The sequence below is a fragment of the Streptomyces sp. Tek67B01 genome (assembly GCF_055231995.1).
The window spans coordinates 379997-404630 of the sequence record NZ_JBUYUY010000001.1 but is presented as its reverse complement, the minus strand read 5'-3'; the positions used below and the strand labels follow the sequence as shown (position 1 = coordinate 404630).

The 24634-nt window shown below is 69.7% G+C and carries 20 protein-coding genes, 1 tRNA gene and 2 pseudogenes; 4 read left to right on the top strand and 19 right to left on the bottom strand.

The genetic code is table 11. The features are described 5' to 3' along the window. Window positions 1-5 precede the first annotated feature (5 nt). Window positions 6-1943, bottom strand: a complete 1938-nt coding sequence (locus tag ACV7NM_RS01905) for a RecQ family ATP-dependent DNA helicase (protein ID WP_463408551.1) — start codon at window positions 1941-1943, stop codon at window positions 6-8. 601 nt (window positions 1944-2544) lie between these two features. Then, on the bottom strand, window positions 2545-3159 hold the full coding sequence (locus ACV7NM_RS01900) for a hypothetical protein (protein WP_463408550.1): 615 nt from the start codon (window positions 3157-3159) through the stop codon (window positions 2545-2547). 826 nt (window positions 3160-3985) lie between these two features. Here ACV7NM_RS01900 and ACV7NM_RS01895 point away from each other — a divergent pair. Together ACV7NM_RS01895 and ACV7NM_RS01890 are read left to right on the top strand one after the other, a co-directional pair. Beyond that, entirely contained in the window at window positions 3986-4555 is a 570-nt protein-coding gene (locus tag ACV7NM_RS01895) for a DUF3291 domain-containing protein (RefSeq protein ID WP_463408549.1), read from the top strand. Window positions 4556-4849: 294 nt separating this feature from the next. Then, a complete protein-coding gene (locus tag ACV7NM_RS01890) occupies window positions 4850-5269 on the top strand; it encodes a hypothetical protein (RefSeq protein ID WP_463408548.1) in 420 nt (139 codons plus the stop codon). Here the strand turns inward: ACV7NM_RS01890 and ACV7NM_RS01885 are convergent. Together ACV7NM_RS01885 and ACV7NM_RS01880 are read right to left on the bottom strand one after the other, a co-directional pair. Beyond that, window positions 5255-6679, bottom strand: a complete 1425-nt coding sequence (locus ACV7NM_RS01885; protein ID WP_463408547.1) for a GntT/GntP/DsdX family permease — start codon at window positions 6677-6679, stop codon at window positions 5255-5257. The genes ACV7NM_RS01890 and ACV7NM_RS01885 overlap by 15 nt on opposite strands. A gap of 61 nt (window positions 6680-6740) precedes the next feature. Then, window positions 6741-7286 carry a gluconokinase gene (locus ACV7NM_RS01880; protein ID WP_463408546.1) on the bottom strand — a complete coding sequence of 182 codons (546 nt, stop codon included), beginning with the start codon at window positions 7284-7286 and terminating at the stop codon, window positions 6741-6743. A 122-nt stretch (window positions 7287-7408) separates the two neighbouring features. Here ACV7NM_RS01880 and ACV7NM_RS01875 point away from each other — a divergent pair, with 122 nt between their 5' ends. Continuing rightward, entirely contained in the window at window positions 7409-8119 is a 711-nt protein-coding gene (locus ACV7NM_RS01875) for a FadR/GntR family transcriptional regulator (protein ID WP_463408545.1), read from the top strand. A gap of 390 nt (window positions 8120-8509) precedes the next feature. Here the strand turns inward: ACV7NM_RS01875 and ACV7NM_RS01870 are convergent, their stop codons facing one another. The 3 genes from ACV7NM_RS01870 to ACV7NM_RS01860 form a co-directional block, all read right to left on the bottom strand. After that, a complete protein-coding gene (locus ACV7NM_RS01870; RefSeq protein ID WP_463408544.1) occupies window positions 8510-9466 on the bottom strand; it encodes a sigma-70 family RNA polymerase sigma factor in 957 nt (318 codons plus the stop codon). A gap of 29 nt (window positions 9467-9495) precedes the next feature. Continuing rightward, window positions 9496-10722 carry an NAD(P)/FAD-dependent oxidoreductase gene (locus ACV7NM_RS01865; protein ID WP_463408543.1) on the bottom strand — a complete coding sequence of 409 codons (1227 nt, stop codon included), beginning with the start codon at window positions 10720-10722 and terminating at the stop codon, window positions 9496-9498. A gap of 363 nt (window positions 10723-11085) precedes the next feature. Continuing rightward, window positions 11086-11502 carry an STAS domain-containing protein gene (locus ACV7NM_RS01860; protein ID WP_463408542.1) on the bottom strand — a complete coding sequence of 139 codons (417 nt, stop codon included), beginning with the start codon at window positions 11500-11502 and terminating at the stop codon, window positions 11086-11088. A 441-nt stretch (window positions 11503-11943) separates the two neighbouring features. Between ACV7NM_RS01860 and ACV7NM_RS01855 the strand changes: the two genes are divergently transcribed. After that, on the top strand, window positions 11944-12675 hold the full coding sequence (locus tag ACV7NM_RS01855) for a GAF and ANTAR domain-containing protein (protein WP_463408541.1): 732 nt from the start codon (window positions 11944-11946) through the stop codon (window positions 12673-12675). 351 nt (window positions 12676-13026) lie between these two features. Here ACV7NM_RS01855 and ACV7NM_RS01850 read toward each other — a convergent pair whose 3' ends face one another. The 12 genes and pseudogenes from ACV7NM_RS01850 to ACV7NM_RS01795 all read right to left on the bottom strand — a co-directional run bounded on the left by ACV7NM_RS01850 (window position 13027) and on the right by ACV7NM_RS01795 (window position 24621). After that, a complete protein-coding gene (locus tag ACV7NM_RS01850) occupies window positions 13027-13368 on the bottom strand; it encodes a HopJ type III effector protein (protein ID WP_463408540.1) in 342 nt (113 codons plus the stop codon). A gap of 381 nt (window positions 13369-13749) precedes the next feature. Continuing rightward, window positions 13750-15768 carry a bifunctional metallophosphatase/5'-nucleotidase gene (locus ACV7NM_RS01845; protein ID WP_463413803.1) on the bottom strand — a complete coding sequence of 673 codons (2019 nt, stop codon included), beginning with the start codon at window positions 15766-15768 and terminating at the stop codon, window positions 13750-13752. A 121-nt stretch (window positions 15769-15889) separates the two neighbouring features. Beyond that, a pseudogene (locus ACV7NM_RS01840) lies at window positions 15890-16111 on the bottom strand (IS110 family transposase); the annotation flags it as partial. A gap of 125 nt (window positions 16112-16236) precedes the next feature. Beyond that, window positions 16237-16826, bottom strand: a pseudogene (locus ACV7NM_RS01835) (ISAzo13-like element transposase-related protein); the annotation flags it as partial. 52 nt (window positions 16827-16878) lie between these two features. Further along, a complete protein-coding gene (locus ACV7NM_RS01830) occupies window positions 16879-18024 on the bottom strand; it encodes a glycoside hydrolase family 64 protein (RefSeq protein ID WP_463413802.1) in 1146 nt (381 codons plus the stop codon). 1138 nt (window positions 18025-19162) lie between these two features. Beyond that, complete coding sequence (locus ACV7NM_RS01825; RefSeq protein WP_463408539.1) at window positions 19163-19471, bottom strand: hypothetical protein; 309 nt, start codon at window positions 19469-19471, stop codon at window positions 19163-19165. Between the two features lie 59 nt (window positions 19472-19530). Next, complete coding sequence (locus ACV7NM_RS01820; RefSeq protein WP_463408538.1) at window positions 19531-19854, bottom strand: DUF427 domain-containing protein; 324 nt, start codon at window positions 19852-19854, stop codon at window positions 19531-19533. A gap of 851 nt (window positions 19855-20705) precedes the next feature. Further along, a tRNA-Met gene (locus ACV7NM_RS01815) sits at window positions 20706-20779 on the bottom strand. Between the two features lie 1067 nt (window positions 20780-21846). Next, window positions 21847-22500, bottom strand: a complete 654-nt coding sequence (locus ACV7NM_RS01810) for a TMEM175 family protein (RefSeq protein ID WP_463408537.1) — start codon at window positions 22498-22500, stop codon at window positions 21847-21849. Window positions 22501-22890: 390 nt separating this feature from the next. Further along, window positions 22891-23388, bottom strand: a complete 498-nt coding sequence (locus ACV7NM_RS01805; RefSeq protein ID WP_463408536.1) for a DUF4232 domain-containing protein — start codon at window positions 23386-23388, stop codon at window positions 22891-22893. A 314-nt stretch (window positions 23389-23702) separates the two neighbouring features. After that, the gene (locus ACV7NM_RS01800) at window positions 23703-24062 is read right to left on the bottom strand and encodes a DUF4190 domain-containing protein (protein WP_463408535.1); all 360 of its coding nucleotides are present in this window, start codon (window positions 24060-24062) and stop codon (window positions 23703-23705) included. 64 nt (window positions 24063-24126) lie between these two features. After that, window positions 24127-24621, bottom strand: a complete 495-nt coding sequence (locus tag ACV7NM_RS01795) for a YbaK/EbsC family protein (protein ID WP_463408534.1) — start codon at window positions 24619-24621, stop codon at window positions 24127-24129. Window positions 24622-24634: the final 13 nt, after the last annotated feature.

The window sequence follows — 24634 nt, the reverse complement described above, 5'->3', positions numbered from 1 at the left end:
GGCTGTCAGGTCTCCCTCTGCTGATGCGCCGGGGCGGTACGCAAGCTTCCCAGGCGGCTCGATGGCAGCCCTATCGGCACCGCGCCCTCATGGCTGGGGGCTCCTTCCGGCCTACCCGAAGGGGCGCCCTCGGATGCCCCTTGCGCCGGCTCCGACTCCGGATGGCGCACTGGTCGCCGCTGCGCACTGGTCGCCGCCTCACGGCGCGATCCTTCACCGACCCGGCTGGATGCGGCGTCGCAGGCCGGCCCGTCCGGGAGGGGGGCCAGGAGGTCGTGCTCGCTGATCGCGGCCAGTGAGAGGGTGCGGTAGCCCATCGAGTCGAACAGTGCGGTGATCCTGTCGCCGTCCTCGCTGAGTACCATTCCCTCCCCCCACTCGCGATGGCGCACCCGGGTCCCGGTGGGGAAGGAGGCCGCCGCCGGGTGGGCTGCGGGCCCGGTGTCCGCTCGCGCTCCGGCTTCGACGGTGCTCGCCGCCCCGGATCCGGCCGAGGCACAGACGTCACAGTTTCCGCAGGGAGACGCGTAGTCCTCGCCGAAATAGCCGAGGAGGAAGCGGCGCCGACACGTGGTGGTCTCGGCGTAGGCTCGGATCATCTCGACGCGGGACCGCTCCAGTTTCCGTCGGGCCTCCGCGGCTTCCGAGGCACGCTCCGCGGCTTCCTCGGGAGTCATGTCGGCCGCCGGGGCGATTCCTCCGTCCTCGTCCGTGATCGCGGCCCCCGCTTGCTCCAAGAGGTTCGCCGCGGCGGTTGCGCGGTTGCGCGACAGGCCGGTCTCCTCGCGCAGGTCGTCCAGGGCCAGGGGCTCCTCGTGCTCGTGCAAGCGGACCGCCACCTCGGTGAGGGTGTCCTCTCCCGGCCCGCGGGCGGCGAAGAACTTCTGCATGCCGGTGTCCTGCGGCCGGTAGTGGAGTACGGCGACGGCGGGTCCGCCGTCCCGCCCCGACCGGCCGATCTCCTGGTAGTAGGCGTCGACCGAGCCGGGCAGCGCGGCGTGCAGGACGAACCGGACGTCTTCCTTGTCGATGCCCATCCCGAAGGCCGACGTGGCGACGACGACGTCCAACTCCGACGACAGGAACGCGTCGTGCACGCGGGAGCGCTCCGCCGCGCGCAGGCCCGCGTGGTAGGCGGCGGCCGTCAAGCCCATGCCGGAAAGTTCCGCCGCGTACTCCTCGGTGTCCTTGCGGGTCGCGGCGTAGACGATGCCCGGCTTGGGCTCGGCGGCGGCCCTCTCCACCACCGCCCGGCGCCTGTCCGCCTCGTCCGCGAAACGGCGGACCTCCAGTGCGATGTTCGGCCGGTCGAAGCCGGCGACCACCAGCACCGGTTCACGCATCCCCAGGCGCTCGACGATCTCCTCGCGCACTGGCGGCGCCGCCGTCGCCGTGAGGGCCACCACCGTGGGGCGGCCGACCCGCTGCATCGCCTGGGACAGACGCAGGTACGCCGGACGGAAGTCGTGTCCCCACGTCGACACGCATTGGGCCTCGTCCACGACGAACAGTTCCGGCCGGGCCGCGGCCAACTGGTCCAACACCTCGTCGTTGGCCAGCTGTTCGGGGGAGAGGAAGAGGTACTCGGCGTCCCCTCCGTGTACCGCCTCCCAGGCGGCCGACGTCTGCTCGGCCGTCTGGTCGGAGTTGACGGCGACGCCCTCCGGGGCGCCGTGCCGCAGCAGGCCGGCGATCTGATCGCGTTGAAGGGCCAGCAGCGGAGACACGACCACCGTGGGGCCGGTCAGGCAGAGGGCGGCCACCTGGTAGACGGCTGACTTGCCGGCCCCCGTCGGCATCACGACGAGGGTGTCCCGCCCGGCCAGTACGGCTTCCATCGCCGCCCGCTGCCCGGGCCTGAGCTCCTCCCAGCCGAACACGTCGGCCGCGGTGCGCTCGATCCGGGCCGCGGCAGCGCCCGCTTCCCCACATGCTGCCATCATGCCTCTCCTCCTCGGCGGCCGCCGTGCCGCGCTCACCGACCGGCTCCGTCCCCCGCCGCCGTACCTCCGGCAGCGGGGTGTCCCCTTCCGCCTGCCCTGCCAGTGCCGGCGTCACGCTCCGGAGGGTGCACCGACGGCGCAGCGGTGTGCGTCGTCCCGTCGTCCCGGCTCTCGTCCTCCTGCCGAGCCCTGCCTTTTTCACCTTCGGCGACACCGGTTGACCCTCGGTGACTCAGGACAATGGGATTCGGCGTGCCGGTCCACCTCTAGCGCACTACTTGGCCACTCGCGGGTCCTTAACGGCCCCACCGGTGACGATGGCTGCCTGCGACGGCCGGCAGCACCAAGCAGTGCCGGGAGGCATGTCGGTGCGGACGTGACGTGCCCGAGGGGTCCTGACCGGTGGCCGTCTGGACGCGATCACAGATGTGCGCCGCCGCTACGGCGCCACCCGCATCATGACTCTCGACAGCGGCCACGCCGCCGTGGCGCAGAGTGCGGTGCGTCTACCGCACGTTCACGGCCCGCCGCCTCGACCTCGGTAACCAGCGGGCTGCCGTTCACTTCGGCGGCCCGCTCTGAGGGATGTTCGCTCATGTCGTCACGCCGCCGGCCGCCGCGGCCTGCGGCGCCGCTTCTCGTACGCCTCCCGGATTCCGCCGGCCAGCCCCAGCAGCACTGCCGCTCCGACCGCCACCTCGGCCGCGGTGCGTAGGCCCCAGCCGTGGATGTCCCCGGCAGCCCGCGGCGAGACCTTGCCCTGCGGGTCGTACACCACCGCAAGGGACTCGCCCTGCTTTGCGAGGCGCGAGGGGGTGTCCAAGTGCTCCGGGCCGCCCGTTGGGCAGTCCAAGCGGTGGTCGTACGAGGTCCGGGTCGTGGAGGTCCAGTGACCCTGAGCATCCATGGAGGACTCCGTCTCGGTGTGCTCGGTGACCTTCAGCACGACGCAGCTGATTTCGACGCCCCGGTCCTCCAACGCGCTGTGCCCCACGGACGCGAGTGCGAGGATGGCACCGAGGCCGGCCGGGAGGGCGGACAGAGCGATGAGCGAGGCGCCGCGGCGGCCGGCGAGGGTGGCGTGCCAGCCGAGCAGGACCAGCGGGAGCAGCATCCCGCCGAGGTAGAACCCCCAGTTGCCCAGCGACCCGTACGCCGACTCCCAGGCCACCCCGAACGCCATGGCCGCGGCCAGCGGCGGCGCTGCCAGAGCCACCGCGGTCCGCCAGAGCCCGCGTCCCCATCCCCCGTGCCGGCCCGCCATGCCCGCCCCCGTGGCTCGTATCCGTGCCCTCCAGGTAACCGCAACGGCACTGGGCACGTAAAGAGCGCGGCTGACCGGCCCGACTGAGAACCCGGCGGCGTGCTCGTCTGCCTCGTCACCCTGCTGGTTTCAGCGGCTCTGCAATACCGAGTTCCATGACAGTCCGCATCGCTCGTTGCACATGTGGAAGATCTGCGCCGCCGCACTGGCTGGCGGGTGACCCAATGAGGAGTCCGGCCAGGTTCCCGCCAAGCGTTGCGGTGCCTTGGCGCGTGGTCCCGTCCGCCCCTGCTCCCGGTTCCCGGTTGACACACGTCGTGCCGAAGGAGGGAGAGAGGAAGTCGCCGATGCCGCCGGCCGAGGCTGGAGCGGCGGTCGCCTCGCACCGCAAGCCCTCGGGTGCCGTCAAAACAAGGCGGTCACGCCAACACGGGTACGAAGCGCCTCCCGCACTCGCTTGCATGGCCGGACAGCCGCACCGCGTCCCGTACGCGAGTTCCTCGACGTGGGGCCGCAGCCTGTCCTGCCCGTCACAGGCCCGGCCCTCGCAAATGGCAGGTACAAGAGGCCACTTGGACAGGCAAAACGCAACTTCGACATGGCCCGCAGAGGCAGCTACCTTCACTTGGTCTTCGGCGATCGCCCAAGGTCGCGCAGGAGTTCCTTCAGGCTGAGCCACCCTCGACGGGACGAGGCGGTCATGCCCCAGGAACCCTCGCCCCCATGCGTAAGCCACCGAGCCGGCTCCGCGCAGGCGGCCCCAACCACGGAGAGACGCATGCACCATCTTGCTCTGTACACATTCGGCGTCCTGAAGTCACCACTCGCCGATCCCGCACCTCTCACGCGCGAGTTCTACGACATTGGTGAGGCCGTCTACCGGAAGATCAGTCAGCACCCCGGATACCTCGGGCGTGCCGAAGCGGCAGACGGTGATCGGGGCATGATCTTCGAGGCGGACTGGGGCGCATGGGGAGAGTTCGCCGTACCGAGCTGGTACGGCAAGGGCCGTATGGTGGAAACCACCGCCCTGGCCGCGACACTCTCACTCTGGACCGACCTGCGCCCCGCCGTCGACGCCATCTACACCGGTCTGCACCGTGAGGCGCTGAACAGGCGTTACGACTGGTTCGAGAGGACAGGACACCCGAATTACGTGTGCTGGTGGGTCTCCGACGGCGTGATACCCACCTGGCAGGACGGGGTTTCCAGGCTGGAACACGTCCACGACCACGGCTCCGCGCCGCACGCCTTCACCTTCCGTCACTCATTCGCCCCGGACGGAACCCCGACCAGGAAGAAAGGCATCGGGCGAAGAGCGACCAACGTCGCTGACAAGGAAGCCTGAACGACTGGGTTCGCTGTCAAACGCCTCGATTGAATGACGGCGAACGGATGCGTCTGCGCGGCGGCGGTTCCGTCAGTACCTGAGGCCTCGCCCTCTCCCTCGCGAGCACCGATGCGTAGCAAGACGCCATCCTGCCCACCCCCAGCGACTTCGCCGGCACCCGAAGACGCCCTCGACTGCGCCTGCGGCCTCTACCTCACCGCCCCCAGCCTTTGACCGCCCGCACCACCCACGACACAGGCTCCACAGTCAACCCCAGAAGGATTTTCGGAGCCGACCACTGAGCGTGCGCAGATGTGGGTGAGGGCCCGGGGGGTTCGCGCCCCGATCTCGTCCGGCGCCGAACTGGCCCTCGTCGAACACCGGATGGGCGCCCTCACCGCCATGGACCTCGGCCGCGACCGGGAGTTCACCGCCGCCTACGTAGTCACCCACCTGGTGACCGTCGCCTCCCCGGCTGACTTCCGCATCCCCGCATCCCCGCGGACCCCCGGACCCGCCTGGTCCGCCCGCCCCGAGCCGGGGGCCGCCGCCATCGAGGGCCCGGTGACGGCCACCCGACTCCTACCGCTGTCCGCGCCCGGCGAGACCCTGCCACCGCCGCCGACGGTTTCGGCCCGGCCGTCGCCCGACTGGACGGCGCCGGCCCCCGGCGCCACTGAGGCGCCGGGGGCCGGGGACGCGGGCGGGGGGCCCGGTTCAGAGGACGAGTGACAGCAGCATGACGAAGCCGAGACCGCACACCGAGATGATGGTCTCCATCACCGACCAGGTCTTGAGGGTCTGGCCGACGGTCATCCCGAAGTACTCCTTCACCAGCCAGAACCCGGCGTCGTTGACGTGGCTGAAGAACAGTGAGCCCGCCCCGACCGAAAGCACCAGCAACGCGGTTTCGGTGGTGGACATGCCTGCGGCGAGAGGAGCCACCAGGCCCGCCGCCGAGATGGTGGCGACCGTGGCCGAACCGGTCGCCAGGCGGATGGCCACCGCGATCAGCCAGCCCAGCAGCAGGGCCGGTATGGACCAGCTCTGCGACAGGTCGAGGATCATCCTGCCCACGCCGGCGTCGATCAGGGTCTGCTTGAAGCCGCCGCCCGCACCCACGATCAGCAGGATGCCGGCGATCGGGGCAAGGGACTTCTCCACCGTGACCGAGAGCCGCGCCCGGGTGAACCCGGCCGGCCGGCCGAGCGTGACCATGCCCACCAGCACGGCGGCGAGGAGGGCGATCAACGGGGAACCCGCCACGTCGGTCACCTTCTGCACCCCGTTGGCGGGGTCGTCGACGACGATGTCGACCAGGGCCTTCACCAGCATCAGGGCCACCGGCAGCAGCACGGTGAAGAGGGAGGCGCCGAACGAGGGGCGACGCTGCGACTGCGCCGAGGGGCGCTCGGGGATCATGCGGTCCGGAGCCGGGATGTCCACCCAGCGGGCCGCGTACCGGGAGAACAGGGGCCCGGCGATGATCACGGTCGGGATGGCGACGACCACGCCGAGGGCGAGCGTGATCCCCAGGTTCGCGTGCAAGGCGTCGATGGCGACGAGCGGCCCGGGGTGCGGCGGGATCAGCCCGTGCATCACCGACAGGCCGGCCAGCGCCGGGATGCCGATCCGCATCAGGGAGTAGTTGCCGCGCTTGGCGACCAAGAGCACCACGGGGATCAGCAGCACGATGCCGACCTCGAAGAACAGCGGCAGCCCGATCACCGAGGCGATCAGCACCATGGCCCAGGGCATGGCCCGACCCTTGGCCCGGGCCAGGATCGTGTCGACGATCTGATCGGCGCCGCCGGAGTCGGCCAGCAGCCTCCCCAGGATCGCGCCGAGCGCGATGAGGACGCCGACGCCCGCGACCGTGGTACCGAGACCCGCTGTGAAACTGGCGATGGTCTTGTTCAGCGGGGCGCCCGCGAAGCACCCGAGGGCCAGGGAGCCCAGCGTCAATGCCAGGAAGGCGTGCATCTTGAGTCGGGTGATGAGCAGGACGATGACGGCGATGCCCGCGATGACGGCGATGCCCAGTTGGACGTTGCCGGCCGAGGTGATGGGGTCGGGGGCCGCCGCGGCCAGGGGCAGGGGCAGGGGCAGGGGCAGGAGAGTCTCGACGCTGAGACCGGTCACGGTGGTGCTTCCTCTCGGGGCGTGATCGTCGGGGAGTGGGGCGGGGCAGGCCGAGGGAGTCCTAGGAAGCGACGCCGAGGTCGCGCAGGGCGGCCAGGGCCCGTTCGGTGATCTCTTCGGGGGTGCCGGTGACGTCGACGGCGGCGCCGGTCTCGTCCGCCTGGAGCGGTTCGAGCGCCGTGAACTGGGAGTCGAGCAGGGAGGGGGGCATGAAGTGCCCCTTGCGGTCCGTCATCCGCCTCTCGATCAACGGCCGGTCGCCGGACAGGTGGACGAAGACCGCGTGCGGGGCGGTGGCGCGCAGCCGGTCCCGGTAGGCCCGCTTGAGGCAGGAGGCGGCGACCACACCACCGCCTTGTCCCGCCCGGTGATGGATCCACTCGCCGATCGCGTCCAGCCAGGGGCGCCGGTCGGCGTCGTCGAGCGGGACTCCGGCCGACATCTTGGCCACGTTGGCGGCCGGATGGAAGGCGTCGCCCTCCGCGTACGGAAGGCCGAGGGCCTCCGCGAGCAGTCGGCCCACGGTCGTCTTGCCCGTGCCGGCCACGCCCATCACCACAATGACGCGCTGGGAACTCACGTCGTACCTCGCTGTCCTCGTTGACATCGGACCGGGAGGGGGAGGCCCGGTGGGAGACCACTGAACCGCATTAAGTACTACTTATTCAAGGGTCCGTCGCCAAAACATCACACCATTTGTTCGCTGGCTCGTCACCGTACGCTTACGCCATGACGACCGAAGGCAGTCCGGGACCAGGACTCCACGCCCAGGTGCTGGACACTCTCGGCCTCGCGATCACGGCGGGGGAGTACCCGCCCGGCAGCGTGCTGCGCACGGACGAGATCGCCGGGCGCTTCGAGGCATCCCGCACCGTCGTCCGCGAAGTGGTCCGCGTCCTGGAGTCGATGCAGCTCGTCGAGTCCCGCCGCAGGGTGGGCGTCACCGTGCGCCCCGACGAGGAGTGGAACGTCTACGACCCGCGGGTCATCCGCTGGCGGCTCGCCGGCACCGACCGCCCCCGCCAACTGCGCTCCCTGACGGTGCTCCGTTCGGCCGTCGAACCGGTCGCGGCGGGCCTGGCGGCTGCCCGGGCCACCCCCGAGCAGTGCGCGCAACTCACCGAGGCCGCCCTCGGCATGGTCCGCACCTCGCGCGGCCACCAGCTGGAGGGTTACCTCCGCCACGACATCGCCTTCCACCGCACGGTGCTGAACGCCTCCGGGAACGAGATGTTCGCCCGCCTGGGCGACGTCGTCGCCGAGGTGCTCACCGGGCGCACCGAGCACTCCGTGATGTTCCACGACCCCGACCCGGCCGCGGTCACCCTGCACGTACGGGTCGCCGAGGCGGTGCGGGAGGGGGACGCGGAACGCGCGGAGGCGCTGACGCGGCAGATCGCCCTCGGGGCCCTGGAGGAGCTGGACGTCCTCGCCCCCTAGCAGCGCGCTCCCACGGGGCTGCCGTCAGCGGCGGCCCCGCCGACGTCTGCCCGGTCGCCCTCGCCAACCACGGCAACGACATCGAGGTCCAGGCCCTCACGACACCGGATGGCCGCACCACACCAACGGGCCGCCCGTCCCTCGTGGTTCGCCTCGCGCCCCGCCGTGAACCGCAGTCCGAAACGGCCCCCGCGCCGCCGGAGCCTGCGCCTGCCAAGGGTGTGGGGCGCGGCCGGTAGGGCTCGGTGTTTCGGCACGGCGTTCACGGGCGGTGCCTGTGCCACTGCGAGGAGGCGGTGTCCGGGACTGGTGGGTCGGGGGCTGGGAATGGGTGGCTCACGACCACCTCTGAAACGTGGGGATCTGTGCGTGGCCGTGGTCGGCGCCCGGTCACCACCCGGCGATGAGCGGCGTGTCCGGTTCGTGTCGACGCCAGGCGTGGGTGAGGCGGGCGAGGCGGGCGGGGGCGGCGATGCCGCGCACGGTGGCGATCTTGCCGTCCGCGATGTCGAACGTCATGGAGCCCATGACCTGGTCGCCGACCACGAAGAGGATGGCGGGGGCACCGTTGACGACCGCGTAGTGAATGGCCGGCGTGCCGCCGACCAGTCGCCGTTTCGCGGGGGTGGGTTTGAAGCCGGCCCGTACGACGGAGGCGATGCGCTGCGGGGTGTCGTACCGCAGCAGGATCTTGGCCAGGCCCCCCGCGCCGTCGGAGATCGCGGTCGCGTCGTCGGTGAGCAGCGCCACCAACCGTTCGGTGCGGCCAGAGACGGCAGCGGCGAGGAATTCCTCGACGATCCCGCGGGCGGACGCCGGGTCGACTTCGCCGCCGCCGCGGCGCGCGGCGGTGATGTGGCGCCGTCCCCGGTGAAGGTGCTGCTGGCTTGCGGACTCGGTGATGTCGAGGATCTCGGCGATCTCGGCATGGCTGTAGGAGAACGCTTCGCGCAGGACGTAGACGGCCCGTTCGAGCGGGGAGAGGCGCTCCACGAGAGTCAGAACGGCCAGGGAGACCGATTCGCGCTGCTCGAACGTGTCGGCCGGGCCGAGCATCGGGTCGCCGTCGAGGAGCGGTTCGGGAAGCCAGGCGCCGGCGGTGCGTTCGCGGCGGGCTTGTGCCGAGCGGAGCCGGTCGAGGCACAGGTTGGTGACGACCTTGGTCAGCCACGCTTCGGGCACCTTGATCTGCTGCCGGTCCGCGGCCTGCCAGTGAAAGAACGCGTCCTGCACCGCGTCCTCGGCGTCGGCGGCGGAGCCCAGCAGGCGGTACGCCAGCGAGGCCAGCCGGTTGCGGCCGGCCTCGAAGCGACTGGTGTCGAAGCTATCGATGGCGGTGCTGTCCATGCGGGTCACCCTAAGTGGATCTTGATCGACTACGCGACCGCCTTCTCGGCGGAGGCGTCCAGGGGGGAGGGCATGGTGGCGGCGGCCAGGTGGAGCTTGCGCTTGGGCAGGCCGAAGGTCGGGTGCGCGTTTGCCCACAGCGACATCTTGAGGATGGCCGCCTTGATCCGCGCGGCCCTCCGGCCGCCCATGTAACCGGGTTTGGCCCGCCCTTGGCCGTCGACCATCTGCAGGATCCCGTCCCGCCGTCCGAGGCTGATGTGGTTGCCCACGTACTCCAGCTTGGTGTTCGCGATCGCGCGGCCGGTCAGGTGTCCCACGATCGCGGCCGTGGCCTGCATGCCGGTGTAGCCGGCCGAAGCACAGGACATCGGCAGCGGCCGGTCGTTGTCGCCGATGGCGTAGGCGCTGTCACCGATGGCGTAGACGTTCGGGTGCGAGAGCGACCGCATGGTGCGATCGACGACGATCCGCCCGTTCTCGGTGACTTGCAGTCCGCCGGCGGCAGCGAGGGGGCTTACCGCGAACCCTGCCGTCCACACAGTCGCGTCGGACGTCAGGACGTTGCCGTCGGCACACAACACCCGCGCCGCTTCCACGGCCGCGACCTCGGTGTGTTCAAGGACCGTGACGCCCAGCCGGTCGCAGGCCTGGCGCAGGTGGCCGCGGGCTCCGGCGGAGAGCGGGGCACCCAGCTCGCCCCGGGCGACCAGCGTCACCGAAAGACCGGGCCGGGACTCGGCGATCTCGGTGGCGGTCTCGATGCCGGTCAATCCGTCGCCGACGACCAGGACGCTCCCGCTCCCGCTCCTGCCCTCGTCCCGCCCGCCCAGGCCGTCGAGGCGCTCGCGCAGGCGCAGCGCCGCGGGCCGGGCGGCGACGTCGAAGGCGTGCTCGGCCACGCCGGGGACACCGCCGTCGGCGCCGTGACTGCCGAGCGCGCAGACAAGCGTGTCGTATCCGAGCTCATCGCCGCCCTCGGCGCCGGCCACAGTGACGACCCGGCGATCGGCGTCGACGCCGGTGACGCGGGCCACGCGCAGCCGGATTCCCGTGCCCGCGAAGACCTCGGCGAGCTGCGGAGCCTCGATCTCCTGGCCGGCGGCGAGCTGGTGCAACCGCAGCCGCTGGACGAAGTCCGGCTCGGCGTTGACCACGGTGATCTCGATGTCCGCCGGGGACAGCCGACGTGCCAGGGTCCCGGCCGCGTAGCACCCGGCATATCCGGCGCCGAGGACGACGATGCGGTGCTTCATGAGCTGCTCCTTGTCGGTTGGCTTGCTACCGGTGACTTGAGCGGAACAGCGGCTCGATTCCTGACAGGAGCTGCATGTGACGTGAGTCACATCGCAATGAGGGTGCGGGCCGATGCTGGTTGCGACGCGACGCCCAAGAGGCACAGACGCAGGTGCAGCTGAAATTTGGCGCCGATCACCATCGACATCGACTTCATGCGTCGTAGCGGTGATGCGGCTACCGAGGCACCAGCCCCCGCGGACGTCGCCGGCAGGTTCGACCTCGGGACGTCACCACAGGCGTAGGCGTTCGGCGCGGCAGTGCCAGGGTCTGTCGCGGGCGGGCAGGGCGTGCCGGAGGCTGGCTGGCCAGGCCAGGGTCATCTACCGTGCACCGTCCGCGTCCTTCGCCTGGGCGGCGGCAACAGCCGCATCCACATCGGCGTACAGGGGCAACGACTCGTGCGGGAGAATGGCCGTCAGCCGGGGTCGCAGATACTCGGGAACGGCAGCCAGGTACAGAACGCCGCCGATGGCAGCGGTGCTGGTGGCAGCCCCACTGAGGACGTTCAGGCCGGCGTCGTCGCAGGCATCCAGGGCGCTCAGATCCAGCACGAGCGCGGTCACGTCTTGTAACAGGCAATCGCTGATCACACCGCGCAGCTTCCAGCCGACGGTGTGGTCCAGGCGGCCGGATACGGTGACGACAGCCAAGGAGAGGCCGATCTTCGCGCCGTCGGCATCCAGCGGAAACGGTCTGGTTGTCACCAACAAAACAGGCAGCTCGTCAGGAACGCTCATTCGGCGGCCTTGCCGTCTGAGGTTTCGGTGTCGAAGCCGATGGACTCCCGGTGTGCGATGGCCGGGCGGTGGCCGTCGAGACGGCGGCTGTGGGGCGAAGCGGACAACTGTGTCTCCGTGGAAGCAGCACAAAGCGAGAGGCCGCTTCCTGACCCACCGCTCATTCTGCCAGTAAGCCGAGCCGAGCCGAGCCGAGCCGGACCCGTCCGTCCCGGCAGGCCGCCCCACCGCATCCGGGGGAGGAGGGGGATCACGGGGCGATTAGGGGGCGATTTCGAGGCGCATAGTGGAAGTCAGAGGCTGTCACCTTCCACGCCCCCTGGGGGCGCTGATGGCCGCTCGCGCTGGAGGTGTCCCTTCGGGTTGGACTCCGCAGACCTCCGGCGGCACCCGACGTCGACGTCGACCATCTGCGGGCTCAGCTCCGAAGGGAAAACGATCATGTCCATCGCTCCCACCCCCGGTCTGCCGGATGTGACCTCGATCCTGCTGGACACCGATTCCCTCGACAGCTTCCTTCAGAGCCTGGCCGACGCTGCTCTGGCACTGGTGCCGGCGGCTGAAGGCTGCGGTATCACCCTGGAGCGCCAAAGCCGCCCCATCACCGTCGTCAGCGCCGGCCAGAACGCCCCCGAACTCGACGAAGCACAGTACGGACAGGACGACGGGCCCTGCCTGCAAGCCCTGCGCGCGGGCGAGGAGGTGCCGGTGGCCGACATGCTCGGCGAAACGCGCTGGGGCTCCTACCCCGCCTACGCCGCCGCCCTCGGCACACGATCCTCGATGTCGCTACCCATCGCCGCACACACCGACACCGCCGGCGCCCTGAACATCTACGCGGGCAAGCCGGACGCCGTCACCGACGCCGACCTCACGGACCTGCGCAGCCTCGCAGCCCAGGCAACGGGAGGCATCGCCCTGGCCCAGCGCATCGCCGACGCCCGCGCCTTCACCGCCGACCTACAGACGGCCCTCACGTCCCGCAGCGTCATCGACCAGGCCACCGGAATCATCATGGGCCAGCAGCGCTGCGGCGCGGAGGAAGCCTTCGCGATCCTGCGCACCGCCTCCCAGCACCGCAACGTCAAACTCCGCGACCTGTGTACCGACCTCGTCACCAACATCACCGGCGCCCCGCCACCGGATGGGCAAGGACTGCGCGCCCGCCCCTGAGCAGGGGCCGACGACACCATGCCGGGAGGCCGGCCGTTACCGATGCGATGGCCCGCAGCTGCCGGGCGGCGGCCTGAGGCCAGCCATCTCCTGTCCTGGCGGATCTGCCCGAGCAAGTGCCGCAGGCGCACCCACAGCCGGCGGGCCCGCTGCGGCAGCATCTCGGCGAAGCGGCCCGTCAGCCCCATCCGGCGGACGTACTCCTCCAGCAGCTTGCCGGGGTGGACATGCTCCGTGCGTGAGCCCGAGACCCCCTTCGCGGAGACGGGCCCGCGGTACGCGAGTAGCTCGTCGTAGCTCGGGCGCGTCCCGCGTAGGCCGGACTCACCCTGCTGACCGTGCCGTCGATGTTCAGCTCTTGCGGGTCAGTGGTTGCCCGGCGAAGCTCACCCCTGCCAGGCCATGGGCCATGAGGTTGCGGATGTTGCCGTGATCAGTGTCGTTCGGCGTCGCCAGCACGCTGCGATAGTGCTCACCGAATGCCAGCAGCGCTTCCTGATCGCTCAGCCCTTCCAGCAGGGCCAGTCCCAGCGTCTTGCAGGAACCCTCGTTCTCACCTGCGGCATTCTCCAGACCCCCGTTGCGGAACGCCTGCGGCTGGTACTCGTAGTGCGCGGCGACGAAGGCCAAGGTGTTGGCGAACTCGTGCTCACCCGACGCAAGGCTTGCCCGAAGCGAGTTCAGATCAGTCATGGCGCTTCCCCTGGGTTGAACAGACGGCCGATTGCCGTCCGTGACCGGACGACCATAACCCCCGCGAGGCCGACCGGTAAGGAGCGGCATCACCGCAGGTCACGATGTGTGACTGTGCGATCCAACGAGAGCCGGTTCCGGTCCGGGCGATCGGTGGTGAGGGCGGTGCTGATCAGCCGGCGGTTGCCGTTCCAGCCTTGTGCTGCGCAGGGCGGCTCGGTTGCGTGCCGTGGCAAGGGGGCTCTCGGCGCGTCGAGTACCGCTCGGTCGAGGCTGCCCCGCCCCCGCAGTCGGCGGCGGCGGGAGTTCGTTCTGCCGCAGTGTGGCGGCAGTTCTATGTGGTCTGGGGGCTCGGACTGCCACTCGACGAGATCTCCCGATTCAGCACGGTGGTCGGAAGACGTCCGCTCCGGGGCGGGCGGTTGTCAGGGGCCTGGCGGCAGTGAGGAGGGCGGCTTCGGCGCGTGGCATGGGGGTGCCGTCGGCCAACAGGGGCCGCACGGGGTCCACGACGGTTCCCGGGTCCGCGGCTGCCGCTGTCGAGTGCTTCACGGTGACCCGGTCCGTCGGCTGGGGTGAGAGGGACTGCCGGTCGCGGATGAATGCGATGAAGCTTTCGAAGTCGCGTTGGTGGCGGTAGGGCTCTTGGAAGCCGGAGAAGGCCGGGTAGCCGTCGGAGCCGAGGAAGGTGTAGGAAGGGGCCGCCAGCCGGTACCTCCGGGCGAGGTCGAGCCGGCGGCCGTCGATCAGGATGTCTGTGGGCGCTACTCGGTCGCCCGGGGCGCCGAGCGCGTCGAAGCTGTAGCGCACGTTGTGGGAGACGGCGAGCGGCGCGAAGCGCAGTTCTCCGGTCGGCGTGAGCGTCCACTGCTGTTCCAAGGCGTCGTGGATCTGCTGTCCGCTGACCCACGCCGCGACGACCGGGTCGCCGAACCCTACGGCCCGCCATGCCTGGCCGAAGGTCATCGCACCGTCGGAGGAGGCGTCGTACACCAGATCGCCCGCGATGATCGCCACGCCGGCGCTGGGTGCGACGGCGACGACGGCGAGCTCGGCCGGAGCGTTGGGGTGGATGTTGGCGTCGTTGGCGGGGTCGGTCGGCCTGCCGCCCGCCCACAGCGCCCAGTCGGCGGCCAAGTCGCCCATGGTGCTTTCCCCGGCCGTGTTCCGGGTGCGCAGGAAGGAGCCCGTCTGCCGCCCGATCCGGCTGCGATCGCGCTTGGATGCCTGCCCCGCCCAGAAGCGGGTGAGTTGGGTGAGCCCCTGATGCGGGGTGATGTCGTGACTGTTGGGGTGGTTGGTGGAGGTGGTGAGCCGGCGGATCACCTTGCCGGTGCTCGGGTCGAGCCGCAGGTTGATCTCGTTGATGACCTGCCCATAGCACCCCGCCTCGACGAAAGGCCGTGGGACACCGTTCGGGTCGGGAACCATCATGTTGAAGCGCTTGTGCCAGTGGCCGGTGACGATCGCGTCGATGTCCGGGGAGACACGGAGTGCGAGGTCGAAGGCGGGGCCGGAGGGGTCGACGCCGCTGTTGAAGTCACCGCCCGCCACGGCGCCGTCGTGCATGCTGAGGACGATCGCGTTGACCCCGAGCTTTTTGAGCTCCGCCGCGTAGCGGTTGGCGGTGGCGATCTCCTCCAGGGTGGAGATGCCCGGCTGGAAGGACCCGGGGAACGACTCGGTACCGAGGGCGGTGAGGTGGATGAAACCGATGGGGAGCTTCCCGCCGCCGGGGGTGCGCACCCACTCGATGTTGTACGGCGGCAGGACGTTCAGCCCCGAGGCTGTCCAGGTGGTGTTCGCGCTGTAGTACGGGAAGTCGGCGCCGTGGAAGACACGGCCCGAGGAGTCGGGGAAGGAGGTGTCCCGGCCCGCCACAGGGAACGGAACACCTTTCTCCATGTGCAGTCGGATCATGCCGGGCGACTTGTCGAACTCGTGGTTGCCCGCTGTGGCGAAGGCCAGGCCCATGCGGTTGAGGGCCTCGATGGTCGGCTCGTCGGCGAAGGCGCACGCATCGAACTCCCACCCCGAGAAGAGGTCTCCGGGCGCGAAGAAGATGGAGTTCAGGTGCCCGTCGCGGAGCCGCTCGAGGTGGGCGGCCATGTAGGAGACGCCACCGACCGTATAGCTCTTACCGCCATTGCCGTGGATGACGGAGTACCCGGCGGGCGCGCCCTGGAGATACCCGTGCAGGTCCGTGATGCTGAGCAGTTGTACGTCGACGTACTCGTCAGCGGTGCCGCCGTCGCGCGCTGCGCCGGAGGCGTACGCGGGAACGCCCATGGCCACGGTGGTGGCGGCGGTGCCCAGTGCCGTCAGGAATCTACGGCGCCCCAGCGCCCCCTGGTCTGAACTGCAACTACCGGTCCCTGTCTGCGTCTCCCGTCGCTTCATCACGCGCCTACCCTCCCACTCGCCGGGAGCGGTCCGCGATACCCCTGACGGGTGGCGCGGGTTGGCCACCGCAACATCGGCCTGACGTTCAGCCGATGTGGAACCACCGTTCACCCGCAGTCACGGTGAGGGGTAGGGCGCCGGTGCGGGCCGGCTGGTCCACGATCACGAGTACCGTCCCGATCTTCGCCCTCAGCTTGTCGGAGACGGCCTCAGTCTCGGTTAGCCGTTGGGCAGTTGTTCGTCGTAGAGGGCTCCCCAGGGGCGGTCAGTCCGTGGCATTGGTGGTGGGCCCTGCCGGCTCCAGGCCGGGGAAAACCGCGATGTCAGCGGTGTCGAGCATCGCTCCAGGAAGGTGGTCCGATCCGTCCCGGCTTCGTTCATCGGCGCCGAAAGCAAGGTCCGTACGCTGAACGGTAAATGCCAGGTCCACACCGGGCAGGCCAGTTGGAGCCGCAGCCGGTCACGGGCCCGGGTGCGGTAGCCGTTGGATGCGACGGCGTCGGCGGTGATCAGCAGCTGTGTCGTCTGGGGGCAGGCAGCCTGGCCCTGACCGAGCCACCAGCGGCGGATGGATTCCACGGCGAACGCGGCGGTGTCGTAATCGGTACCGACGTTGACCCAGCCGGTGTTCGTGTTCAGATCGTAGATCCCATACGGGACGGCCTTTGTCCAACGGAACTGGGCGTCCCGGTCCGGATGCCGACTGGCCTCGAGTGTCTTCGCGTTGGCCTGAAGACTGAAGCCTCCTTCCCGCAGCAGGTCGCCCACGGTGTCGGCGCTGATCCGGTGCCCGACCCGGACCGGCTCCGCCGCGATCATACGGGCCGGCCGGGACGCCGGATCCGCCCCAACGGCCCCTCTCCTCCGGATTCCGACTCGGATACACCCTTGCGGACCGTCGTCTCACTGACCTGCGCTCCCCGAGCGACAGCGCGGATGCCGCCATGCCCCGGCGGACGGGCCTCGGTTTCCATCAACAGCCGTCGCCGCCGCTCGTCCGAATACGGGAACAACACCGGTAACTTTGCGCCGAGTCGGTCACGGGTCTCGTCCAGCAGCAGACCAACGAGCCCCAAGTCGGGAAGCAAGAACCTTTTCTGCAATCCCTTAGTTGAACGGTTCCAGCGTCATGAAGGCTTCTTGCGGGTTGCCGTCGTGCAGCAGCGACTCGTGAGCGCCCACGTCGTCGAAGGCGAAGCCGTACGCCTTACCGTCGACCATCTGTTCGTGGATGATGCGGGAGTAGTGGTTGGAGACGGCGTCGCGGTAGAAGTCGGTCCCGTTCGCGTCGGGTTGGTTCGGGTTCGTCAGGAGCGTCGACCGGTTGAAGCCTGCGCACAGGGTGCGGGAGATCGGACCGCGGACAGTGTCGTTCGGTGCGTCCAGGAGTTTGTAACAGCCGAAGACGCTGTCGGAGTCAGGCTTCTGGAAGCTGGTGACCACCACTCCCGAGCTGTTGGTGAAGTTCATGACGTTGCCCGAGACATGTCCGTAGTACTTGGTATTCGGTTCGTTCACGAACGGCGTCACGGTGAGCGTGGACGCGCTGTACTTGCTCCAGACTCGGTTGATGTAGTCGTTCATGACGTCAGCCGGGATTCCGCCCGCCTCGATGCCGTGACCGGGTGAGAGTGCCCGCACCGGCGTGCCGTCGGGGCGGCTCTGGATCAATCCGCCCCAGCCGGCCGAACGCAGCCGGCTGAAGACGGCGTTGTATCCGCCCGGCTTGAGCCGGCCGGTGGTGCTGACCGTGCCGTTGGCCGCCTTCACGCCCACCGCGTAGGGGGCGGAGAACATGTCGACCTGGGTGCTGTTGATCCACAGTCCGGCGTCATTGAGCGTGTACTCGGACCAGTTGAACAGGATGCCCCGGTTGGGGTCGGTGGGATTTTGCACGGCAGGCTGCACCAGGCCGCCGGTACTGACCTTGAAGACGATTTTTTGGCCGATGGAGAAGTAGACGCGTCCGGAGAACTTGGGCATCCGGATCGTCCGCGTCTGACCGTTGGCCGGCCCCTCGATCGACGCGTCGGGCGCGGGGGTCGGCAGGGTGCCCCCAACGGGCCATGGGTGGAACGTGCCGTTGACGTCGGCCCAACCCTGCTGGCCCGTCGCGAGCAGGGTACCGAGGTTGTAGACGTAGACCGGCTCGCTGCGGCCCGAGGTGTTCCTGATCGTGAGCGGGATGGTCGCCGACACGGCCTCTGCGGACGATGACGGCCCGATGAACATGAAACCGGCGGCGGCCACCATCGCCGAGACACCGAAGCCGAGCACTTTGGATAAGCGGAACACTCTCTACCTCCTTGCGTGGGCGGCTGCCGTTGGAGAGGCGGCCGGACATGGGTAGATGCATTGAAGCCTGGAAGCGCTCTCAGCGTCCGGTTGTGTTCATCTTCTGTCAATGCTCTTGACACGGCCCTAGTCCGTCACCGCCGAATTATGGGCAGCCAGGAGGGAGCGGCGCCCCGGGCAGCACAGCAAAGTCCGCAGCTGCTTCCCCGTCAAGTTCTACTTCTTGAGCCAACTGGACGGGAATCCGCCGACGACGTGGCGCTGCTGCCCGTCGTGCGCCCGCTGATGGATTGGCGGGCGGTGCGCACAGTGGAGGCGGGCCGCTGTTCCCGCGCTCGCCGCCCTTAATCCGATCGTTCCGGGCCGGGGCCGGATGTTGCCGGCGCAGGTGGGCCGGATCGCCGAGGGGTGCTCAGGGGGGTGACACCACCCACGCGAAGTACGAAACCGAACCAGATGGTTGACGGCCGGTCAGGTCTCATTCTCCGCATCCGCGATATCGTTCACGCTGCCGCCCGGGAGGGCCGGCTGCGGCGGGCGACGAGCAGTCCCACGTATGCCGGCAGCGCCAGGGCGAACAGCGTCCCGGCCGTGATGAACGGCCAGCGGGGCCACTCGGGAGCGGTGTGGCCCGCCTCGTAGGGGGACGCGGCGCAGCTTGTGGTCGAGGCTCACACGACGTGCTTCCCCACCTTCGCGAGCAGGCCCCACAGGACGCCGTAGAGAGACAGCAGCAGCGCACCGAGTGCCATAACGGCCGGCGCGGCGTACCACCCGCCGTGTGGGCGACGTCGCCCGGGCGCCGTCGGACCGTATGGATACTCGGGCACCGCCCGAGCCGGGTGCCTCGGACGCATCACGGGCTCCGGTGAATCGAGGTCGGTCAGGGACCCGCACATTCTTGCCCGGCGATAGGTCGACGGCATGAGTGCGGGTACTCAGACGCCGGCCGCCCCGGGCCGGCATCGGACGCCGCCAAGACAACCGCTCCCCGGTGTCCGCCGGCAGCAGCGGCGCTCCCCTCCAGGTTGCCGTCCTCTCCGGCGGTCAGCAGCCGATCCATGTTCCACGGGCAATAGTCCGGTGCGGGTGCGCGTCAGGACAGCTCGAAGCCACTCCGGATGACACCGTACTCCGCAGGCGTCTCCCAGCAGGTGTAACGGCGGCCGGGGAGATCTGCGAGGCCGATCCCTAGTGCCTCCGCCAGTCCGACGGCACCGGTCTTGCGGGTCCGAGAGTGGGTATCGGCAGCCTGATAGTGGGCACACGCGCCCCGCACTTCGATCACCACGTACTCCACACGCCTGCCCGCGCTGCCCACCGATTCCTCGTGGTGTTGCTCATGCTGGGCGCGCGTCACCTGCCCGCAGAGCCCGCAGGGCGCCCCGACCCCTGAGGTGTCCATGGCCGGCATCCTACGGCCCCGTCGAGCCCGTGCGACAGGTCGCATCACCGCGGGCGGGTTCAGACGATCTCGGTGTCGTAGAAGCAGAGGTGGTCCTTGATCGCGGCGACGTCCGGCTTGGGGTCCGCATACGCCCAGACGAGGTCGGGGGCGCCAGGTACGGACCAGTAGCTGGCGTCCCCCTTGAACGGACAGTGGGTACTGGTGTCGGAGGGGGTCAGCAGGTCGGTGCGCACGTCCTCGGGCGGCAGGTAGTACCGCGGGGGGCAACCCGTCTCGCGCAGCACCAAAGGTCGCCCACTTTCGGCCAGCACCTGCCCGTCCTTCACGACGCGCACGTGCTCGGTGCCCTGGTCGATGGTGATGTCGTGTCCACGTGTCATACGTTCCTCAGCGCACCCCGCCGAGGAATTCTTCCCGCGGCCCCTGATGGACGCCGTGGAACATCAGTCCGACGCAGGGAAAGCGGGTGGCTCAAGACCTCGGGGCGCCAAGAGCTGACCGGCACCTTTGCATATGACCGACCTGCACTCGCCCGTCGTGCTTGCCGGCCGGTTCAATACCCGCCCGCAGCCTGTCTGGTCCAGGTGGTCAGCCGGGAGCGGGTGAGACTTCGAGTCTCGTCGGAGGACGGTCGCCGTGAGGGTGAGCGGCCGGTCCGAGTACGAGCCAGTCGAAGCGGACTCCGGCGACAGTGATGGCGACATCGGCCGGTTCGTGTGGCGATGCAGCTCGGCCGAGCTGCTAGGGCATGTTCTGCGGGTGCTGCTCACAGCCACTCGTTGATGGCTGCGACCAGCACGATTGCTTCGTAGCGGACGGCATAGTTGCCGCAGCTGGGGGGCGACCGCACGGTGACGCTTGAGGCCGTTGAGTCCTGTTGCGGACCCGGCCCGCAGGGACTGGGATGGTGGCCTTGATCGCTCGAACTTCGGGCAAGCACCACGGGGTCCAGCAGTGATCACGATCGCCAGAAGCTTCTGGCCCTGCTCGACGGGCGGCGGTCAGGACGTGCCCGGGTCCCCGCGACCAGTTGGCCCGGCGACCACCGTCGTTTGCGCAGAGGCCGCCTGGCCCGCGGGCGCGGGGCCGGCTCGGCACCACGGAGCCGGCGGCGATCTACCGGCAGGAAACCCGGCCCGCACCGCCGACGCCATGCACGACGCATACGGGTGCCGCGTAAACGCGACCGGCCTCCTCGACGCGTGTGCGTCGAGGAGGCCGGTCTCTTTTGTAGCGGGGACAGGATTTGAACCTGCGACCTCTGGGTTATGAGCCCAGCGAGCTACCGAGCTGCTCCACCCCGCGTCGGTGATCCCTACTCTACGGGACGTGGCAGGTGCTTGTGACCAGCCGTCGCGCCGGCGGTGGAAGGGGCCGGCCGGCGCGTTTTCCCCGGGACCCGGGCCGGTTGGGGTCTGGGGCGCACCGAGCCCCGTGCAGCCTCCATCCTGATCCGACACTCACCGGCGTCAGTGCGAGGCGCGGCATCCCCCGGCCGCAGGCGTGGTGTGGGCCGTTTCGGGGTCCACCGAAGGGCGCCGGTTACAGCGACCCCGCGGGTCGGATCGGCACGGGTGCTGCCCGCGGTCGCTACGCGGGAGGTCAGCGCGCGGCCTGTTTCCGCCCCTTTGCCGAGCCGGCGTCGGCCGGGGGAGCGGGGCGGGTCCGCGGACGACTCCGCAGCCGCAGGACGTCTTCCGGCAACACGGGAGGGGGGCGAGTACGCGGGAGATCCCCGCCCCCACCTGGCCGGCTGCCGCATGCCGGCTCGCGGCGGCGTACAGATCATGCGCCAGCCGTCCCGGGTCAAAGGACGTCAGAACCACAAACCCTCAATGTCGCAACCAAGTCGCAGTTTCGCGGGCGTGCGCACGATTGCAGGTTCCGCCACGGGGGTCGGCGTAGTCGCCTCGCCTCGCCGGTCCGCGCCTGCTGAGGATCAGATCGGCGAGGGCGTACCGGCTGAGCTCGTGTTGTTTCTCCCGGGGTGCTGTCGATGATCGCCGGGACCGCCCTGTCCGACTCCGCCGCCCTCACCTTGCCGTTTAACGTCGGACCGCTTCGGCATCGGAGGCCTGCGATGTCTGCCGGACATGCAGCCACCGTTCGCCGTCGGCCTTCCCTCCCTGCCCCGGCCGGGGCACCGCCTGCCCGGTTCAGGCCGGGCGGCGGGTCCGACTACAGCTCGAAGCGCTCATCCAACGTCGCGGCGTCCGCTGCGGCGGGTGCACGCGCGGGCAGTACACCCGGCGATGTACATCCGAAGGCTCAGAATGGCGGTCGGTTGCCTGAGTGACCAGCTTGGTGTGACAGGTAGGGCTGGAGGTACGATCTCCCGCCGTTCGCCCGAAGGCGCCGCTGGTACCGGAGTCCTACTCGGCTGCCTCCGGTCGTCGGGCGGCCGTACGCAGACGCTTGGCGCGCATCCCAGTCACCACCTTCATCGGGATCAGCACCGCCCACCACAGCTTCGCACCCATCGGGGAAACGAAGGCGAGCGGCACGGCGACGGCGAAGACCAGGACCGTCGACGCCAGATCGGCCACGTCGTTGCACGCCACGGGGTCGGGCAGCGCGGCACGGGCCAGCCATGGGCGCTTCCACAGGACTACCGTCAACACGAGTTGCGTGGCCCCCATGGCGGCAACGGCGGCTGAATAGATGGCGACCGGCGGCGGCAGGTCCCCGTATTCGGCAAGCAGGGTGGTGGGGAAGGGCATCAAGGCGATGAGCCCCAGGCCCAGCAGTGCGAGTCTGATGACCGTCCCGTCGACCTCCCGTGTGTACCGGAAGATCTGGTGGTGTCCCCGCCAGAACGCGGCGATGACCAAAAAGCTGAGGGCGTAGGCCCAGAGGTTGGGAACCAACTCCTCCAGCGCCCGATCGAACCCCGGGGGATCCAGGCCGGCGGGTAGCGAGATGTCCAATGCCAACAGCGTCATGGCAATGGCGAAGACGCCGTCCGACAGCGCGAGGAGCCTGGCCGCGCTGCCTTCATCGTCCCGCACTCTCTGATGACCGCTCACGGCGCCACCTTAGGTCGCGATGCCGGGGGACCAAGCGTGGGACGCGCGCGGGTTCACGGCCCATGAGCATGAACCTCGATGTCCTCGTCACAGTGTGGTGACAAGTCTGATGGGATGGCCGCAGAGGCCCGCGCGCTCTGGGAGTTCGTCCGGAGCGCGCGGGCCGTTGTCCCTCGGGGAGGAGCAAGTCGGCAAGCTCCCCCCGGCCGCGAACAGGCGCCAGCTGGGCCGGGTGGGCGAGTGCGGCCTCGATGCGGTCGACGGATGCCTGGGCGCGGTCGCGGCAGTTGTCACCGCTTCGTGCGCGGAGACCGAGGACAGCCAGGCCCGCTCCGGAGAACCGGAATCCACCTGCACTCGGGAAGTCCGGACGCGGGTTCTCCTCGGTGGTCATTCCGAGGCGTGCACCGGGCTGATCTCGAAGGCCCCGCATAGCCGCAGGTGGGAGGGGATCTGCACGGCCTGGAAGCTGTTCGGCGGGTAGACCTTGACGTAGGTCGACATCGGCCGGCAGCTCGGCACCACGCCCTGGCTGTTGGTGCGGAAGACTGCGGTCACGGTCTCGCCCGGGAAGACGGACACCGTGTTCACCGGCTCGCCGGTGCGGATCGCCGAGGTGCCGATCTGATGATGCCGGACGTCCACGACGCTGACGCCGGGGTATCCGCGCAATGTACAGGTGCGGGTTGAGGTGTTGGTGAATAGGATCGGGTAATAGAGAGACCCCGCAGCGCCTTCCGGCTCGCCGACCGTCAGGTTCAGGTCGGCTACATGGCAGGTAGGGGTACTGGGCAGGGCTGATGCCTGGGTGGCGCCGACCGAGGCGCCGGCGGTTGCCAGGAGGGCTGCGGCCGCGATGGTCGTTGCCCGGGTCACGACGTTGCTCATGGCGTCAACTCCTCCATTGGCGAGGGGGACTGCCTGTTTCCGGCGCGACGACAGGATCTGTCCACTGGTCTCGCGGACCACCGATCGAGCGGCGTACTCGGCGGCTGGACGCTGCGGGCCTGATGTACCAATTCTACCGGCCCGGGGCCCTCGCGGCTTCTCGGTGGCGGTCGTGACGACGCGGCGGCCGCCACACGACCGACCGGGCTGGGCGGTGGTCGAGCCCCTGTTGCGGACTACGCGACGACCGGCGGGTGAACCTTCTTCTTGCCGAACACCTCGGTCTCCTCCCCGACTCCGCACCGGCGGAATGCTCATTGCATGGCTCCGAAGAGCATGGCGAGGCCGGCGAACACCCCGACGGCCACCACCATGACGACGCCCGCGTACAGCGCGCACACCCACCCGGCCACGATCGAGGCGAGCGCCGACCACCGGCCGGGCAACCCAAGGCGCTTGGCTCGCCGACGGGCAACATGGCCCGAGATGATCGCGGTCAGGGCGGCCACCTCCACGAACACGAACCAACCGATCGTCGCAGGCATGTAGAAGCTCACCGCCGTCGCCCACATGGAGCCGCTCGCCACGATGCCCGCCGCCAGAGCGGCGCCCGAGCTGATTACGGCGGCGCGGTTCTCCGGCCGAGTTCGTACCTCTTCCCCCGTGTCGATCATGACGGGGAGGGTATCAATCGCCGTGAAGCGCGCTGGGCGGGTCGAGCCCCGGACGAGTCGCCGGTCACGGGCCGACGGGCAGCAGTAGGCCCCCCGTGACCCGGAGGAGTTCTCCGACTGTGGTGGGGAAGACCGTACGGGGAGTTCCGGCGGCGGCCCAGACCCGGGGGTAGTCGGCCAGGGCTTCGTCGACCACGGCGGGAAGGGTGCGGGGGTGGCCGACAGGGGCCACGCCTCCGATGGCCTGCCCTGTGGCCTCGCGTACCTGCTCCGGGGTGGCCCGCCGGAGCGTGCCGCGTCCCCACCGGGCGGCGAGTGCCTCGGTGTCCACCCGGTGCCGACCACTGGTCAGCACCAGGACGGGCACGTCATCGGAGATGAACACGAGGCTGTTGGCGATCGCGCCCACCTCGCATCCCAGGGCGGCGGCGGCCTCGGCGGCGGTACGCGTCGACTCGGTGAGCTCCCGCACCCGGCCGGTGACGCCGGCCGCCGTGAGGAGGCGGGCCACCTGTTGACTGCGGGCGGGCAGGGCCGCCGTGTCTTCCTGGGGCGTCATGTGGCTCCTTCAC